General features: G+C 75.1%; 21 protein-coding genes, 1 tRNA gene and 1 pseudogene. 12 read left to right on the forward strand and 11 right to left on the reverse strand.

Annotated elements, in window-relative coordinates; all coding sequences use genetic code 11:
- Positions 1–1,067: 1,067 nt before the first annotated feature.
- Positions 1,068–1,484: a pilus assembly protein CpaE gene (locus BJF88_RS11800; RefSeq protein WP_075828921.1), complete on the reverse strand. Its 417-nt coding sequence runs from the start codon at positions 1,482–1,484 to the stop codon at positions 1,068–1,070.
- Between the two features lie 110 nt (positions 1,485–1,594).
- Here BJF88_RS11800 and BJF88_RS22180 point away from each other — a divergent pair, with 110 nt between their 5' ends.
- Positions 1,595–1,804, forward strand: a complete 210-nt coding sequence (locus BJF88_RS22180) for a hypothetical protein (protein WP_075828922.1) — start codon at positions 1,595–1,597, stop codon at positions 1,802–1,804.
- Positions 1,777–3,213 (forward strand): mechanosensitive ion channel family protein, encoded by a 1,437-nt coding sequence (locus tag BJF88_RS11810; protein WP_075828923.1) that lies wholly within the window; start codon positions 1,777–1,779, stop codon positions 3,211–3,213. The genes BJF88_RS22180 and BJF88_RS11810 overlap by 28 nt, the downstream gene beginning before the upstream one ends.
- A 17-nt stretch (positions 3,214–3,230) precedes the next feature.
- On the opposite strand, the gene surE is transcribed toward BJF88_RS11810, so the two are convergent.
- Positions 3,231–3,983, reverse strand: a complete 753-nt coding sequence (surE, locus tag BJF88_RS11815; RefSeq protein ID WP_075828924.1) for a 5'/3'-nucleotidase SurE — start codon at positions 3,981–3,983, stop codon at positions 3,231–3,233.
- Positions 3,984–4,044: 61 nt separating this feature from the next.
- Positions 4,045–5,007 carry a 1-phosphofructokinase family hexose kinase gene (locus tag BJF88_RS11820; protein WP_075828925.1) on the reverse strand — a complete coding sequence of 321 codons (963 nt, stop codon included), beginning with the start codon at positions 5,005–5,007 and terminating at the stop codon, positions 4,045–4,047.
- Between the two features lie 104 nt (positions 5,008–5,111).
- Here BJF88_RS11820 and BJF88_RS19635 point away from each other — a divergent pair, with 104 nt between their 5' ends.
- Positions 5,112–5,489, forward strand: a complete 378-nt coding sequence (locus tag BJF88_RS19635; RefSeq protein WP_158068929.1) for a hypothetical protein — start codon at positions 5,112–5,114, stop codon at positions 5,487–5,489.
- Positions 5,474–5,650, forward strand: coding sequence for a hypothetical protein (locus BJF88_RS19640; RefSeq protein ID WP_158068930.1), 177 nt, complete (start codon positions 5,474–5,476; stop codon positions 5,648–5,650). Before BJF88_RS19635 ends, BJF88_RS19640 begins: the two co-directional genes overlap by 16 nt.
- A 15-nt stretch (positions 5,651–5,665) precedes the next feature.
- Here the strand turns inward: BJF88_RS19640 and BJF88_RS11830 are convergent, their stop codons facing one another.
- A complete protein-coding gene (locus tag BJF88_RS11830; RefSeq protein ID WP_075828927.1) occupies positions 5,666–6,229 on the reverse strand; it encodes a TIGR03086 family metal-binding protein in 564 nt (187 codons plus the stop codon).
- Positions 6,230–6,352: 123 nt separating this feature from the next.
- Positions 6,353–6,535 carry a hypothetical protein gene (locus tag BJF88_RS11835; RefSeq protein WP_075828928.1) on the reverse strand — a complete coding sequence of 61 codons (183 nt, stop codon included), beginning with the start codon at positions 6,533–6,535 and terminating at the stop codon, positions 6,353–6,355.
- Between the two features lie 92 nt (positions 6,536–6,627).
- Here BJF88_RS11835 and BJF88_RS11840 point away from each other — a divergent pair, with 92 nt between their 5' ends.
- The gene (locus tag BJF88_RS11840) at positions 6,628–7,221 is read left to right on the forward strand and encodes a hypothetical protein (protein ID WP_075828961.1); all 594 of its coding nucleotides are present in this window, start codon (positions 6,628–6,630) and stop codon (positions 7,219–7,221) included.
- A gap of 40 nt (positions 7,222–7,261) precedes the next feature.
- Here the strand turns inward: BJF88_RS11840 and BJF88_RS11845 are convergent, their stop codons facing one another.
- The gene (locus BJF88_RS11845) at positions 7,262–7,849 is read right to left on the reverse strand and encodes a pyridoxamine 5'-phosphate oxidase family protein (RefSeq protein WP_075828929.1); all 588 of its coding nucleotides are present in this window, start codon (positions 7,847–7,849) and stop codon (positions 7,262–7,264) included.
- A gap of 48 nt (positions 7,850–7,897) precedes the next feature.
- Here BJF88_RS11845 and BJF88_RS11850 point away from each other — a divergent pair, with 48 nt between their 5' ends.
- Positions 7,898–8,536 carry a DinB family protein gene (locus BJF88_RS11850; protein ID WP_083649082.1) on the forward strand — a complete coding sequence of 213 codons (639 nt, stop codon included), beginning with the start codon at positions 7,898–7,900 and terminating at the stop codon, positions 8,534–8,536.
- A 16-nt stretch (positions 8,537–8,552) separates the two neighbouring features.
- On the opposite strand, the pseudogene rlmC reads toward BJF88_RS11850, so the two are convergent.
- Both rlmC and BJF88_RS11860 read right to left on the reverse strand, forming a co-directional pair.
- Positions 8,553–9,682 (reverse strand): annotated as a pseudogene (gene rlmC / locus BJF88_RS11855) (23S rRNA (uracil(747)-C(5))-methyltransferase RlmC).
- A gap of 61 nt (positions 9,683–9,743) precedes the next feature.
- Positions 9,744–10,031, reverse strand: a complete 288-nt coding sequence (locus BJF88_RS11860; RefSeq protein WP_075828930.1) for a DUF4287 domain-containing protein — start codon at positions 10,029–10,031, stop codon at positions 9,744–9,746.
- Between the two features lie 145 nt (positions 10,032–10,176).
- Between BJF88_RS11860 and BJF88_RS11865 the strand changes: the two genes are divergently transcribed.
- The 3 genes from BJF88_RS11865 to BJF88_RS11875 all read left to right on the forward strand — a co-directional run bounded on the left by BJF88_RS11865 (position 10,177) and on the right by BJF88_RS11875 (position 11,359).
- Positions 10,177–10,401, forward strand: a complete 225-nt coding sequence (locus BJF88_RS11865) for a three-helix bundle dimerization domain-containing protein (protein ID WP_075828931.1) — start codon at positions 10,177–10,179, stop codon at positions 10,399–10,401.
- Between the two features lie 75 nt (positions 10,402–10,476).
- Positions 10,477–10,890: a type II toxin-antitoxin system VapC family toxin gene (locus BJF88_RS11870; protein ID WP_075828932.1), complete on the forward strand. Its 414-nt coding sequence runs from the start codon at positions 10,477–10,479 to the stop codon at positions 10,888–10,890.
- Positions 10,891–11,122: 232 nt separating this feature from the next.
- The gene (locus BJF88_RS11875; protein ID WP_139316036.1) at positions 11,123–11,359 is read left to right on the forward strand and encodes a hypothetical protein; all 237 of its coding nucleotides are present in this window, start codon (positions 11,123–11,125) and stop codon (positions 11,357–11,359) included.
- 146 nt (positions 11,360–11,505) lie between these two features.
- On the opposite strand, the gene BJF88_RS11880 is transcribed toward BJF88_RS11875, so the two are convergent.
- Positions 11,506–11,781: a hypothetical protein gene (locus tag BJF88_RS11880; protein ID WP_075828934.1), complete on the reverse strand. Its 276-nt coding sequence runs from the start codon at positions 11,779–11,781 to the stop codon at positions 11,506–11,508.
- A 607-nt stretch (positions 11,782–12,388) separates the two neighbouring features.
- Between BJF88_RS11880 and BJF88_RS11885 the strand changes: the two genes are divergently transcribed.
- The 3 genes from BJF88_RS11885 (at position 12,389) to BJF88_RS19120 (ending at position 13,217) form a co-directional block, all read left to right on the forward strand.
- Positions 12,389–12,652: a helix-turn-helix domain-containing protein gene (locus BJF88_RS11885; protein WP_075828935.1), complete on the forward strand. Its 264-nt coding sequence runs from the start codon at positions 12,389–12,391 to the stop codon at positions 12,650–12,652.
- Positions 12,649–12,987, forward strand: coding sequence for a HipA N-terminal domain-containing protein (locus BJF88_RS11890; protein ID WP_075828936.1), 339 nt, complete (start codon positions 12,649–12,651; stop codon positions 12,985–12,987). Before BJF88_RS11885 ends, BJF88_RS11890 begins: the two co-directional genes overlap by 4 nt.
- 80 nt (positions 12,988–13,067) lie before the next feature.
- Positions 13,068–13,217 carry a PDDEXK nuclease domain-containing protein gene (locus BJF88_RS19120; RefSeq protein ID WP_139316037.1) on the forward strand — a complete coding sequence of 50 codons (150 nt, stop codon included), beginning with the start codon at positions 13,068–13,070 and terminating at the stop codon, positions 13,215–13,217.
- Between the two features lie 39 nt (positions 13,218–13,256).
- Here the strand turns inward: BJF88_RS19120 and BJF88_RS11900 are convergent.
- A tRNA-Lys gene (locus BJF88_RS11900) sits at positions 13,257–13,332 on the reverse strand.
- 45 nt (positions 13,333–13,377) lie between these two features.
- Complete coding sequence (locus tag BJF88_RS23645) at positions 13,378–14,226, reverse strand: DUF429 domain-containing protein (protein ID WP_083649083.1); 849 nt, start codon at positions 14,224–14,226, stop codon at positions 13,378–13,380.
- Positions 14,227–14,286 lie beyond the last annotated feature (60 nt).

A 14,286-nucleotide genomic window follows, 5' to 3' on the forward strand; every position in this document is an offset into this window, starting at 1 on the left:
GGGTCGGCGCGCCCTCGAGCGGTGCGGCGAGCTCGTCGAGCGGCGTCCGAGCGGAGGAACGGCTCGCGCGCCCGTCCTCGCGCGAGGCCAGGGCCTGCGCGGTCTCGTCGGCGGCGCCGTCCGCGCCGGCGGGCTCCGCGTCCTGCGGTTCCGCCGTCGCGGGGGCGTCCTCCGTCGGCGTGGTGCCCGCGGAGGCCCCGCCCGCGCCGGACGCCCCGGACGTCAGGACGGGCGTCGTGGACGGCGTCCTGGCGTCAGCCAGCGCGTCCTCGAGGGCGACGCGCGCCTTCTCGATCTGGGCGACCTGGTCGCCCGGGAGGGAGCCCGACGACTCGCGGGTGAGGAACTCGGCGCGGACGAGCTCGTCGCCGGCGGCCTCGACGACGGCCGGGTCGGCCGTGACGACGGGGATGCCGAACGCGGCGCCCGCAGGCGCTGACGACGCGAGGGACGCGGCGCGTGCCGGGGTGGTCGGCGCGCCGTCGAGCAGCGTCGCGGTGGCGGTGGTCGCGGTCAGGGCGACGGCCGCGACGGCGGCGCTCGCCCCGGCGAGCGAACGACGGGTCAGCGACCCGGAGGCCCGGTGCGCGAGCCCGGCGCCCAGCCGGGCGGTGGCGTCGAGCGCCGCGCGGACGGCAGGTCGGGGTGCGGTGTGACGGCCCATGTTCAGCGCTCCTCGTCGGTGGTCGGCCGGCGGGTCGCGCAGGCGTGGCAAAGCTGTCCAGTCAAGCGAAGGATTCCGATCGTGAGGTCGGTGGCCGGACGCGGGCGGCTCACGGGCCGCGCGGTGCGCGCACGAACCGCCCGCCGGGACGGCGGGCGGCGACCACGATGACGTGCGGGCGTGGCGGGGGCGTCGAGCCCTCGGCACCACGGCGCCACCGGTCAGCACTCAGGTCGGACCACGGTTCCCCGGCGGCTGTTCAATCCTCAACTAGACGGACGTCCAGACCGGCCGATTTCCGCGAGGATGCGTCGAGAGTCGCGTGCGGGGGCGGTGGCCGCCGTGTGAAGACCGGGCGTCCCTCGCGTCTCGAGGCCCCCGGCGGTCGCGCCGGGCGGAGGCCTCAGGCGCCGTCGTCGGCGCTCGCGGTGACGAGGTCGAGCAGCGCGCGGGCGTACGCGTCCGCCGGCTCGGTGGCGACGAACCGGCGCTCGTCCCCGAGGACCGCCGTCCGCACGACGAACTCGTCGCCGGCGTGCTCGAGCGAGCGGAACGTTCCCCGCAGCAGGTCGCGCAGCTGGTCCTCGAGCGGGTGCCACAGCGTGTCCTCGAGCGCGACCGAGTCCAGCGCCCACTCCGTCGTCCCGTTGAACCCGAGGATCACCCCGGTGTCGAACTCGTGCGGCTCGATCGTCATGTCGCTGACGGTGTAGACGTCGCCGGCCGGGCCGGTCGCGAGGAGACGGAAGCGGTCTCCCGAACGGGGGGACCAGCGCAGACCGGCGTCGCGCAGGGCGAGCGCGAGGTCCCACGAGATCATGCGCCTCACCGTAGGCCGGGACACGACCGTCCGCGCGTCGCGCCGGGCGTGACGCGGCTCATGCTTCCCCGGCTCGCGCGGGCCGGCGGGACGCTGCCTAACCTGGCGGGGTGGAACCCGAGATCGAGAACGCCACCGACGTCCTGGTGACCCTCGGTGCCGTGGCGGCCGGTCTGGTCGTCGCGTTCCTGCTGGGCAGCATCCTGTCCGCCGTGGTGCGACGCATGGGGCACCGCAGCGCGCTCCTGCGCGACCTGTCCCGGCGCTGCGCAAGCCGGACCGCGCGGTCCTCATGGTCATCGCCGTGTGGGTCGCGGTGAGCCTGACGACGGAGCCGTCGGACCCGTGGGTCCCCGTGGTCGAGCACCTGCTGCTCATCGCCCTCATCGGGGTGGGCGCGTGGTGGGTGGGCGCGCTCGCGTTCGTCCTCGAGGACTCGGCGCTTCAGCGCTACCGGATCGACACCGCCGACAACCGGCACGCGCGGCGCGTGCGGACGCAGATCACGGTGCTGCGCCGGCTCACCGTGGCGGTCATCGCCGTGTGCGCCGTCGCCGCGGTGCTGCTCACGTTCCCCGGCGCGCGCGCCGCAGGGGCGAGCATCTTCGCCTCGGCCGGGCTCATCTCGATCGTCGCGGGTCTGGCCGCGCAGACGTCGCTCGCGAACATCTTCGCCGGCATGCAGATCGCGTTCACCGACGCGATCCGCGTCGACGACGTCGTCGTGCTCGAGGGCGAGTGGGGGCGCATCGAGGAGATCACCATGACCTACGTCGTGGTGCACCTGTGGGACGACCGCCGCCTCATCCTGCCGTCGACGTACTTCACGACGAGCCCCTTCCAGAACTGGACGCGCCGCGCGGCCGACCTCCTCGGCACGGTCGAGCTCGACCTCGACTTCGAGGTGCCCGTCGGGGAGATGCGCACCGAGCTCAAGCGGCTGCTCGGTCTCACCGAGCTCTGGGACGAGCGGGTCGGGATCCTCCAGGTGACCGAAGCCGTCGGCGGCCTCGTGCGCGTGCGCGCGCTCGTCAGCGCGCACGACGCGCCCACCCTGTTCGACCTGCGGTGCTACGTCCGCGAGGGGCTGGTGGACTGGGTCCAGCGCGCCGCACCGTGGGGCCTGCCGCGCACACGGTTCGAGGGTGCCGGGTCCGCGCCGCGCGACGACGCCGGCTCGGCCGCCGGTGGCGCGGAGGTGCTCGGCGACGACACCGGCGCGGACCTCGCGCAGGAGCCGACGAGCGGTGGTGCCGACGACCTGCCCGTGCCGCCCGCGCGTCCGCCCCGGCTCCCCGCCGAGCGCGGCGCGCGGCGGCCCGACGCGCCCGTGGTCCTGGGGACGATCCGCCGGGCGGGACGGGCCGGGTCGACGCCGAGCGAGGACGTCACGCAGCTGTTCGCCGCCGAGACCGGCGGTCCGGTGCGCACGCGCGTGGTGGGCGCCGACGAGCACGGCGAGGACTCCGCCTCGACGGCCGCCGAGTCCGCGTTCTTCAGCGGCAGCGCGGAGGGCGAGCAGCGCTCGCGCGCGTTCGCCGGTCCCGGCCAGGACGTCATCGAGGAGCGTGAGCGCACCGCCGAGCACCTGCGCGTGGAGGAGGAGCGGGACCGGCTCGACGACGGGCCCGACGACGGGCCCGACGGCGAGAGCCACCGCGAGCCGGACGTCGAGCGCCACGACCGGCGCGGCGGCCCGGACGACGAGGGCGCCGACCGCCGCGCCTGACGACGGGGCGCGGGACGTCAGACCAGGTCGGGCACCTGGACGTCGTGCTCGGCGAACGGTGCCCGCAGCAGCGTCGCGGTCGCCCAGCCGCGCGTGAGCAGGCCGGTGTCGGACTCCGGCTCCGAGTGCCGCTCCGTGCCCGCGTACTGGAGCATGAGGTCACGGTCCTCGTTCTCGTGGATGCGGGCCTGGACGAGGCCGAAGCTCGCGAGCGGAGCGTTGCGCAGACCGCGGAGCCGCTCGCGCGGGCAGTCCGGCACGTTGACGTTGAGCGTGCGGCCGCCGAGCGGGTTCTCGCGCACCCAGCCGAGCACGTGGTCGGTCACCGTGCGCGCCGTCTCCCAGTGCCGTGGCTCCGCCGCGTCGACCGAGACGGCCACGGACGTGATGCCGTGCGTCGTCGCCGAGAGCGCCGCGCCCACGGTGCCCGAGTGCAGGATCGCGTTCCCGGTGTTGGCGCCCTTGTTGACGCCGGACAGGACGAGGTCGGGCTTCGGCCCGAAGCCGCGGTGGGCGGCGACGAACGCGATGAGCGCCGGTGCGGCGCGCACGGCGAGGGACGTCACGTCCTCCGGGAGGCCGGGGGCGCGACGGGGCTCGACGACGAGGCGGCCGTCGTGCTCCGCGCCGAGCAGGGACGCGCTCGCGCCGGAGGACTCGCGCGCGGGGGCGGCGACGGTCACGTCGTAGCCGGCGTCGAGCGCGGCGCCGGCGAGGACCGCCAGGCCGGGGGAGTCGATGCCGTCGTCGTTCGTCACGAGGGCGTGCACGGTGGGTCCTCCTTGCGTGGTCGGGGTCGTGCTCGAGGTCCTGGTGGTGCGGTGGTGGTGGTCACGAGATCTCCTCCACGGTGACGCGCTCCGCGAGGCGCTCGATCTGGTCACGGCGGCCCGTCCCGAGCCCGCGGCGGGTGACGTTGAGCGCGCCGGCCGCGACGCCCAGCCGTACGGCACCCGGCAGGTCCAGTCCGCGCGCGAGGCCGACGGCGATGCCCGCCGTCATCGAGTCGCCGGCGCCGCGGTGGTCGACGGTCGTCACGTCCGGCGCCTGCGCGGAGTACGTGCGGTCGGGCGTCACGAGGAGCGTCGGGTCCTCGGCGCGCGAGACGACGAGTGCCCGCGGGCCGTCCGCGACGAGCTCCCGCGCGCCCGCGAGCAGCGCCTTCTCGGAGTCGTCGTCGCTGAACCCGCCCTCGACCATCTCCTCGTGGCTGATCTTGAGCACGGCGCCCGCACCGGACGCGACGGCCCGCGCCTGCTCGCCGGACAGGTCGGCGACGACCGTCCGGTCGGACGCGTGCAGGTCGTTCGTGAGCCGCTCGAAGAACGACGGCGCGACCCCGACGTCCGTCTCCGACCCCGTGAGGATGGTCACGGCCGCGTCGAACCCGCTGACGAGGGCCGTGCCGTACAGGTCGTCGACCTCGTGGCGGTTGAGCGGGTAGGGGTCCATCGTCACGACCTCGGCGCGGTCACCGCTGCGGCGGTCGTGCACGAACGCGCCGTTGCCGCCCGTCGTCGTGGTCCGGAGGTCGAGGTTCTCCGCGCGCGCGAGGTGCGCGGCGACCATCCCGGTCTCCCCGCCGAACGGGCCGCACACCACGACGCGCGCACCGAGCGAGTAGGCCATGCGCCCCAGCCACAGACCCTGCCCGCCCGGGTGGACGTGCACCTCCGGGGACCCGTCGCGCGGGCCGCTCGGCTCGATCTCGATCGTCAGCAGCGGCGTGAGGGCGAGCACGGAGACCGTCGGTGCGTGCTCGTCGGGCGCCGGGGGCGCGGGGGCGTCGGTCATCCGACGAGGCTAGAGCCGCCCGGCGCGGCTCACCCGTCGAAGCGGCGGGACGTCCTGCCGGCCCCGCGGCGCGCGTTCCCGGAGTCCCAGGCGGGGATGGTTTCATGCTGCCCATGACCGCCCTGCTCCGTCCCGCCCGTCCCGCCGCGGCCGTCCTCGGCGTCCTGCTGCTCGCCGCCTGCTCGGGCGGCGGCGACGACGCGGCCGACCCCACGCCGTCGGGCACCCCGACGAGCACCGCGACGCAGGACGCCGGTGACGGGGGCGACGGGAGCGACGGGAACACGGCCTCGCCGGACGCCGTGCTCACCCTCCAGGAGGCGTGCACCGCGATGTACGTGGACGGCGACGAGCCGCTGGAGCGCCGTGTCGTCGCGGCGCTGGTCGACGTCAGCGAGGGCGCGGACACGGAGTCCGTGAGCGCGATGACGGCGGTCGGCATCGAGCTCGGCTCCTGTCTGCCGACGTGCCGGACGAGCTGACCGACGCCGTCGCGGCGGTGCGCGTGCCGTTCCTGCAGCTCCAGGAGAACCTCGACGCCGGGACCGAGCCCACCGTCGAGCTCGACGTCGCCTCGGCGCACGAGGGGCTCACCGCGTACCGCGAGACCTGCGCCGACGCGGGCGGCGACACGGGGGCGTGACGCCGTCCTCCCGGGTCAGCGCCGCCGTCCGGTGAGGGCGAGGAGCCGGGTGAGGTCGTCGACGGTGTCGTCGACGTCGAGCGGGCCGGCGAGGAGCGCGCCCGCGCCGAGGAGGCTCGAGCGCGACTCGGCGTAGTGCAGCGCCCAGGACACGAGCGCCGGGTCGATCCCCTCGTCGGCGCCGGTCGCGCGCGCGAGGTCCCACGTGTGCACGACGAGGTCGGACGTCAGCTGCGCGCAGTACTCGGCCGCGGAGACGTCGCCGGACGACAGGTGCACGACGCGGTCCAGCACGTCCGGTGCGAGGAACGCCTCGCGCGCCTGCACGGACGCGTCGACCCAGGCGTCGGCCGGGGCGTCGCCCAGCACGTCCCCGGTGAAGGCGTCGCCGACGTCCTCGACGGTCTTGCCCACAAGGAGCTCCGGCGCCCACAGCTGCTCCGCGGTCACGTGGTTGACGAGCTCGCGCACGCTCCAGTCGCCGTCCGGCGTGCGCAGCGACCACTGGTCGTCGGCGAGCGGGCGGACGCGGGCGTCGAACGCGCCGATGGCGTCCCCGTGCGCGGCGATCACGTCCATGCGGTCCTCCTCGGCGCCGGCCGTCGCGCCGTTCGCGCGGCGGTGCGCCGTGTGCCCACGGTGGCACGGATCGCGCGCCCCGGCGCGACGGGCGGACCGGTCCGCGGGAACCGGTGGCGGCGCTCAGCCGCGCACGACGAGGGCGACGGCGAGGACGATCCCGCCCCACAGGGCGAGCCCCGCGCCGAGCGCGATCGCGAGACCGTGCGCGCCGGTCGAGCCCTGCCGGCGCGCACCCCGCACCGCCCCCGCGGCGATCGCGAGGCCGGACAGGACGAGAACCGCTCCCGCGACGATCCAGAACATTGCCAGAACGGTCCCACACGTCCGGGGCGCGTCGCACCGCGACGCACGGTCGTGGCGGACATCCGCGGACCGCCGCTCGTATGCTCGAGGTCGTGCTGCTCGACGCGCGGACGCTGCGGGGCATCCAGGACGGGACGGTGACGCTCGCGTTCCGCCGCTGGACCGTGCCGCGCGTGCGCGTCGGGACCCGGCAGCGCACGCGCGTGGGCGTGGTCGAGGTGACCTCCGTCGAGCAGGTGCCGCTCGGCGGCGACGGCACCCCGCTCGTGTCCGACGACGAGGCCCGACGCGCCGGGATGGCGTCGCCCGGGCACGTGCTCGCCCGGGGCGCCGGTCGCGAGGGCGACCTGTACCGGGTGGGGCTGCGGTTCGCGGGGGAGGACCCGCGCGTCGCGCTCCGGGCCGACGACCACCTCGACGCCGACGACGTGGCCGCGATCCGTACCCGCCTGGCGCGCATGGACCGCGCGGCGGCGGAGCCGTGGACGCGCGCCTACCTCGAGCTCGTGGCCGCGCGTCCCGGTGTGGTGGCGCGCGAGCTGGCCGCCGGGGTCGGGATGGAGCGCGACCCGTTCAAGGTGCGCGTGCGCCGGCTCAAGGAGCTCGGGCTCACCGAGAGCCTCGACGTCGGCTACCGCCTGTCGCCGCGCGGGGCCGCGTACCTCGCGGCCACGGCGAGCGGCTGACGCCGGCGCGACGGGCCCGACGCCGCCGGCGCTCGGCAGGTCAGGAGGCCGGTGCGTCGTCGACCGGGCCCGGCCGCACGTCGATCGCCGGGAGGCCGTCGATGCTGCGCTCGTTCTTCCGGTGCCGGTAGTCGGCGAGCTCCTCGGGCGTCCTCCGGGCGGCCCACCGGTCGAGGAGGTCGCGGTCCTCGACGAGCGCCATGCGCGGGACGGAGAAGCCGCAGGAGTCGGAGACGCGCGTGACGTCCACGACGACGACGCCCCGCTGGCCCGCCGTCTCGGCCTTGGCGAACACGGGGCGCAGCGCGTCGAACTCCTCCGTCCCCACGTCGACGTACCGCCCGGTGCCGTGGAACCGCACGATGTTCGGCGGTCCGTCGAACGCGCAGAACATGACGACGACGCGCCCGTTCTCGCGCAGGTGGGCCGGGGTCTCCGCGCCCGAGCCGGTGTAGTCGAGGTACGCGACCCGGTGCGGGCCGAGGACGGCGAACGTGCCCGCCATTCCCTTCGGGGCGACGTTGACGTGCCCGTCCGCGGCGAGCGGCGCCGTGCCGACGAAGAACAGCGGCTGGGCGAGGACGAAGGACGCGATGCGGTCGGTGATCTCCGGGTGCACGGTCGCCATGGCGGGAGTGTGGCACCGCTGCGGGTGGCCGGAGGTAGCGTCCGCCATATGACCGAGACCACACCCGCGCCCGGGCGACCGGACTGGACGCTGCACCCCAAGACCGTGCTCCAGCGCTACCTCGAGAAGGAGCGCGCGTCGTTCGTCGCCAAGCTCGACGGGCTGGGGGAGCGCGAGGCGCGCCGGCCCCTCACGCCCACGGGGACCAACCTGCTCGGCCTCGTCAAGCACGTCGCGAGCGTGCAGGCCGACTACCTGGGCGCGGTGTTCGGGCGCCCCTTCGACGTCCCCATGCCGTGGTTCGCCGACGACGCCGAGGTGAACGCGGACATGTGGGCGACGGCCGACGAGACCCGCGAGGAGATCCTCGACCTGTGGCGGCGCTCGTGCGCGCACGCCGACGCCACGGTCGCCGCGCTCGACCTCGACGCGACCGGCGAGGTCCCGTGGTGGCCGCCGCACCTGCGCGAGGTGACGCTGCACCGCGTCCTCGTCCACCTGCTCGCCGAGGTCGCGCGCCACGCCGGCCACGCCGACATCGTGCGGGAGCTCGTCGACGAGCGCGCCGGCAACGACGACGGCAACCTGCCCGAGCAGTCGCGCGAGGAGTGGGCGGCGTACCGGGCACGGCTCGACGAGGCGGCGGTCGAGGCCGCGCGCCGGGTGGGCGACGTCGCGCAGCTGTAGCGGGTGGTGCCGTGGATCAGGCGCGCCCGAGGAGCACCGCGACCTCGTAGTGCCCCGTGTGGGGGAACATGTCGAGCACGCGCGCCTCGCGCGGGCGCAGCGTCGGCATGAGCGCGAGGTCGCGCGCGAGCGACGTCGCGTTGCAGCTCGAGTAGACGACGTGCCGCACGCCCGACTCCTCCAGCCACGTGCTCAGCGTCTCGCCGATGCCCCGGCGCGGCGGGTTCACGACGACGAGCTCCGGTCGTGCCTCCGGGGGCTGGGCGAGGGCGAAGGCGGTCGCGTCCTGCGCGAGGAACGCGGTGCGGTCGAGGCCCGCGTCGCGCGCGGTGAGCCGGGCGCTCGCGACGGCCTCGGCCGCCGTCTCGACGCCGACGACGTCGCGGCCCGGCCCCGCGACGTGCAGCGCGAACCCGCCCACCCCGCAGTACAGGTCCCAGACCGAGCCGGGGGCGGCCTCGTCCACCCACGCGCGGCCCTGGCGGTAGAGCGCGGCGGCGACGTCCGTGTTGGTCTGGAAGAAGCTCTGCGGGCGCAGGTGCAGGTCGACGTCGTTGACCGTCATGCGCAGCGTCTCGGTCTCCGTGAGGAGCAGCTCGGTCTCGCCCTCGACGACCGCCTTGTGCTCCGGGTGGATGTTCGCCGAGACGACGCGCAGCGCGGGGAGCGCCGCGAGCAGCGCGGGCAGGTGCTTGCGGATCCGCGGCACCGACTCCGTCGAGCGCAGCACGAAGCGCGCCATGAGGTCGCCGTCCGGCGAGAGGGTCACGAGCACGTACTTGAGCTCGCCGCGACGTGCCCGGACGCGTAGGGGACGAGACGGGCGCGCGTCACGAGCTCGGCCAGCGGGCCGAACGCCTCCTGCAGCGCCGGCGGGTACAGCGGGCAGTCGGTGAGGTCGACGCCGCCGTTCTCGGCGAGGATGCCGAGCACCGGCTCCTCGACGGTGCCGGTGACGACCATCTTGGCCTTGTTGCGGAAGCCGGCCTCCGCCGACTCGACGGGCGGCAGCCAGCGCAGGCCGGGGGCGAGCGGCGCGAGCAGCTCGGCGCAGTGCCGCTGCTTGTCGGCGAGCTGCGTGGGGTACGGCTGCTCGAGGAGGGTGCACGACCGGCAGCGCGCGGCGTCGAAGTGGTGGCACTGCACTCGTTCGAGTCTACGGGCGGCCCGCCCGGCCCGGACGCCGGCGGCCGGGCGTGGCCGGGCGTCAGACGGGCTTCGTCGCCTTCCCGTCGAGCCACAGCGTGTCGGACTCGTCGCGATGGGTGCCGTCCGTGCCGACGTGCTCGGTGCCGATCCGCGGGCCCTTGGTGATGACGTGGACCATCGCCATGCCGTGGCCCCGTCCGAGCCCGTAGTCCTCCTTGAGCCACTCGAGGATCGGGCCGGCCTTCGTCGTCCCGTCGAAGCCGCGCTCGTGCGCGAGGTCGACGAGCTGGCGCGGGGTGAGGCCGGTCTTGTCCTCGACCGCGTCGAGGTACGCCTGGAAGGACACGTGCTGCTCCTCTCGCGCCGGGCGCCGTGCCCGGTCGTCGGTGCCGACGCGGGCCGGGGCGCGAACTCATCGGTCGGCCCGACGTCGCGACGAGTGTTCACCCGGGGTTCCGGCGGCGGCCACCGCCGTCTGCCACCCTCGGCCCATGACCGACGAGTCGCGCGAGATCGACGTCGTGGTGCAGCGCATCGCGGACCGCTTCCCGGACCTACCCGTCGCGCAGGTGCGCGAGCAGGTGCTGGCCGAGCTCGACGCCTTCGACGACGCGCACGTGCGCGACTTCGTCCCGCTCCTCGTGGAGAACGCGGTGATGGACACCCTGCGGGCGTCGGGCGACCCCGAGCCGGTGGTCGTGCCGGACGAGGGCTGACGGTCGACGTCGTCCGCCACGGGCGCCGTCCACGACGCCGTCGACGCCGCACGTCCGCGCTGTCACGATGGGCCCATGACGCGCTACGCGATCGACGCGCCCACGGCCATCCGGCTCGCGCGCGACGGCATCACCGTCCCGGCCGAGCACCAGCTCGTGGCGCCGAACGTCCTGCGGTCCGAGGTGCTGTCCCTGCTCTACCGCGCCGTGCGCGCCGGCGAGCTGGAGGACCGGGAGGGCAAGGGTCTCCTCGACCGGGTGACGACGACGCGCGTGCGCCTGCTCGGCGACCGCGTCTCCCGGGCGACGGCGTGGCAGCTCGCGGAGGGGCTGGGCTGGCAGGACGTCGGCCGGGCCGAGTACCTCGCGGTCGCGAGGCTCCAGGCCGACGTGCTCGTCACGGAGGACCCGGACCTCGTCCGTGCCGCGGAGGGCGTCGTGACCGTCGTGGGCGTCGAGGCGCTCGTCTCGTCCTGGGTCGTTGGGTGACGCCGCCGGCATCTCCGGCATGACAGCGCCGTCGTGGCACGGCGCGCGGCGGCGTGCAAGCACGGCGCGCGGCCGATGTCTGTTTTCACCCGGTCCGTCGCGTCACCGGGACGGGATCTGAGGCGTCCCTCTCCTCGTGCACCACGAGCAGGACGAACGACGACTCGAACCCATCGCCCTCCGGCACCCGGTGCCGTCCGAGCACCGGACGCACGACCGGACGGGCCGACCCGTGACGCTGCGCGGCGTCGTGACGCACGTGGCGGGACGCCGCGTGGCCTTCGAGTACCACCACCCGGAGCGCGGGCTCTGGCATCTGTGGGTGGCCGACCACACGTGCTTCCCGGTGGGGGACGCGGACGTGTACGAGCCCACCGGGACCGCGGTGGGCGACCACGGGCCTGACGCGCTGCGCACCCGCGACCCCCGCGGCTGCGGCCGGGAGAGCCTCGTCGCCGTCGGGTCCTGAGGGTCGCGGCCGGGCGGGCGCCTCGGCAGGAGGCGGCTAGCGTCCGCCGGGGCTCGCGTAGAAGGTGCGGATCCGCTGCTGGGTGGCCGGGTCGATCCGGCGGCGAGGGCTCATGGACCCGCCGGCGTGGGTGCTCAGCCACGACCTCAGCGCTGCGGGCCGGACGTCGACGGCGTCCGCGAGCTCGTCGACGGTGGGCCACGCGGGCGAGGGGGTGCGCACGTGCGGCTCGCGGGCGCGTGGTGCAGGTCCTGACCCCACGCGATGGCCTCCGCGGGCGACCGGAACCCGCCGATGCGGCCCGGTGCCGGGTGCGGCTTCTCCAGGCACCACTCGTCCCCGCGCGCGACGATCCGGTACACCCCCTCGGGTGCCCGCGCCTCGTACACGCCGTCCTCCGCCTGCCCCCAGCTCAGCGCCATGCGCGCCAGTCTGTCGGGAAAGCGCTGTGGTGAGTAGGTGCGCGTTCAACTTTCACCCCTGCCCACTACTGGACGGATGTCCAGGTGGCACCTAGCGTGGCAGGCAGCCGGTGCCGCACCGAACCCCCTGCAGGTGCGGCACCGGCATCCAGCGACGGTGCCGCACACCGCGTCCGACGCGCCCCGCCCCAGGTCGGCCGACGCGCCGAGCCTGGGTCGGGTCGTGCCGGGCCCGTGCGACTGCCCGCGCGACGGCCCGCGCGGCACGCCACCGCACCGCCCGTGCTCGCGCATCGCCACCCGGAAGGGAGCCACGTCCGCGGTCGCGGCGTCGTGGCCAGTCGTGGCCGGCGCCAGGCGCTCGACTTCGAGGTCCAGATGATGCTGCACGCCGCGGGCGGCCCCGACGGCTGGGGCCGAGCGAGCTCGCGCGACGGCTGGTGGAGGGCACGGGCTGACGCCCGGGCCTTTCGTCATGACCGCGGTGGTGCGCCGATCATGGCGGTAGCGGTCACGGTCCCGAGACAATGGCTCATTGTCACAGTACCGTGACACAGGCACCTGTCATGGAACTATGACTTCCCGTGTGTCACAGTACTGTGACGTCATGAGGCCCATCGCCAACGAGATCCAGCTGGGTGCCGCCCTGCGAGAACGTCGCGAGCGTGCCGGCCTGACCCAGGGGCGCCTGGCCGAACGCGCCGGCGTCTCGCGCGCCTTCGTCATCGACCTCGAACGCGGCCGGCGCCCGCGCGCCGAGCTCAACCGCGTGCTGTCCGTCATGCGCGCGCTCGACGCGGCCATCACGCTCGTCGACGACGAGCACCGCGACGCCGAGGACGTCCTGACCGAGCTGCTGGGGGACCTGTGAGACTCGCCTTCGCCCTGTACGGACGCGTCGCGGGCATCATCGAGCGAGACGGCGGCGCCACCACCCTGCGCTACTCGCCCGAGCACCTCAGCCTGCGCGAGCCGACCCCGCTGTCCCTGTCGATGCCCGTCAGCAGCACGACGTACCGCGCCCGTCCTGTCGAGGCGTACCTGCGCGGCCTGCTCCCCGACCACGAGGAGGTGCGCGAGCGCTGGGCAAGGAAGGCGGGCGTGCGACCCGGTGACACGCTCGGCCACGCACCTGACCCCGGCGGACTCCGAGCTCGCCCAGCAGCTCGTGCGCGACCCCTGGGGTGTTCGACCACCTCGGCCTGACCGGACGCGTCCACGAACGCGACATGGAGGAAGCCCTGATGGACACGCTCTAAGATACCCTGCTCGAGTTCGGGCACGGCATGGCGTTCGTCGGCCGCCAGGTCCGCTTCAACGTCGACGGCGACGAACTCGTCATCGACCTGCTGCTCTTCCACGTCGAGCAACTGCGCTACGTCGTCGTCGAGCTCGAGATCGGCCGGTTCGAGCCCGGCCACGTCGGCTTGTCGTGATGGGCCTGTCGTGGTGGGCCTGTTGTGGTGGGCCTGTTGTGGTGGGCCCCCCGGGGTTCGAACCCGGAACCTACGGATTAAAAGTCCGCAGCTCTGCCAGTTGAGCTAGAGGCCCGTGGCGTCGGGTCCTCCGACGCCACGCCAAGGCTACCCGCGCGCGTCACACCCAGATCGCGGCGGGCCACCCGTCGTCGAACACCTCGGGAGGGTCGGGCAGCGGCACCGCCTCGCCGCGCGCGACGCGCCGGGCGGTCCAGGCCGCGGCGGCGGCGTCGAGCACGTCGTCGGCGCCGGTGTCCTCGCCCTCCAGGCCGAGCTCGCCGGCGAGCACGACGCCCTGCTCGGCGAGGAGGCGCCGTCGCGCCTCACCACCTGCCCACGTCGACTTGCGCGAGGTCAGCGCCGCACCGTGCATGCGCGCGAAGCTCACCTCGGGGTGCGCCTCGACGACCCGGACGCGAGTGGTGCGCACCCACGCGTCGACCTGCAGGAGCTTGACGCGCAGGGCGAAGGCCTGGATCGAGATCCCCTCGCCCGCGTGCTCGCGGTTGACCCGGACGGCGGTCGCGTGGTCGGGTGCGCTCAGGGCGGCGCGCACAGGGGTCATGAACACCGAGGACCGCAGCGCGCCGATCTCCGCCCGCGCGAGGACGTCCGCACGTCGGCGCCCGGCGCGGGAAGCCCGACGGGGATGTCGATCGCGACCGCGTCGAGGTCGCCGCCCGCGGACGCGAGCGCGACGAGCGCGTCGATCGTCGCGGCCACGTGGGCCTCGACCCGGGTGCGGCTCGTGCGCCTGCGGGCCACGGGGCCGGGCGTCGTCGGGCCGGTCGTCGAGCACGACGCCCACCCAGCCGGCGCGGCACGCGTCGACGCGAGCACGCGGGGCTCGGGTGCGTGGTGGTCGGGCACGCGGTTCGACGTCACGGGACGTTCCTACCGTCGTCGTCGCCCGGCGCACGCGTCGGGCCGTGCGGCCGCGGTCGGTCCGCGCGGACCGAGCGCGCACCTTAGAGGTGCCGGTGGAGCCGTGCCGGCGCGCTGTCTTGCTGGGCGAGAAGTTTCGCGA

Origin of the sequence: Cellulosimicrobium sp. CUA-896 (assembly GCF_001942335.1) — a bacterium.
In the GTDB taxonomy this organism is placed as follows: Bacteria; Actinomycetota; Actinomycetes; order Actinomycetales; family Cellulomonadaceae; genus Cellulosimicrobium.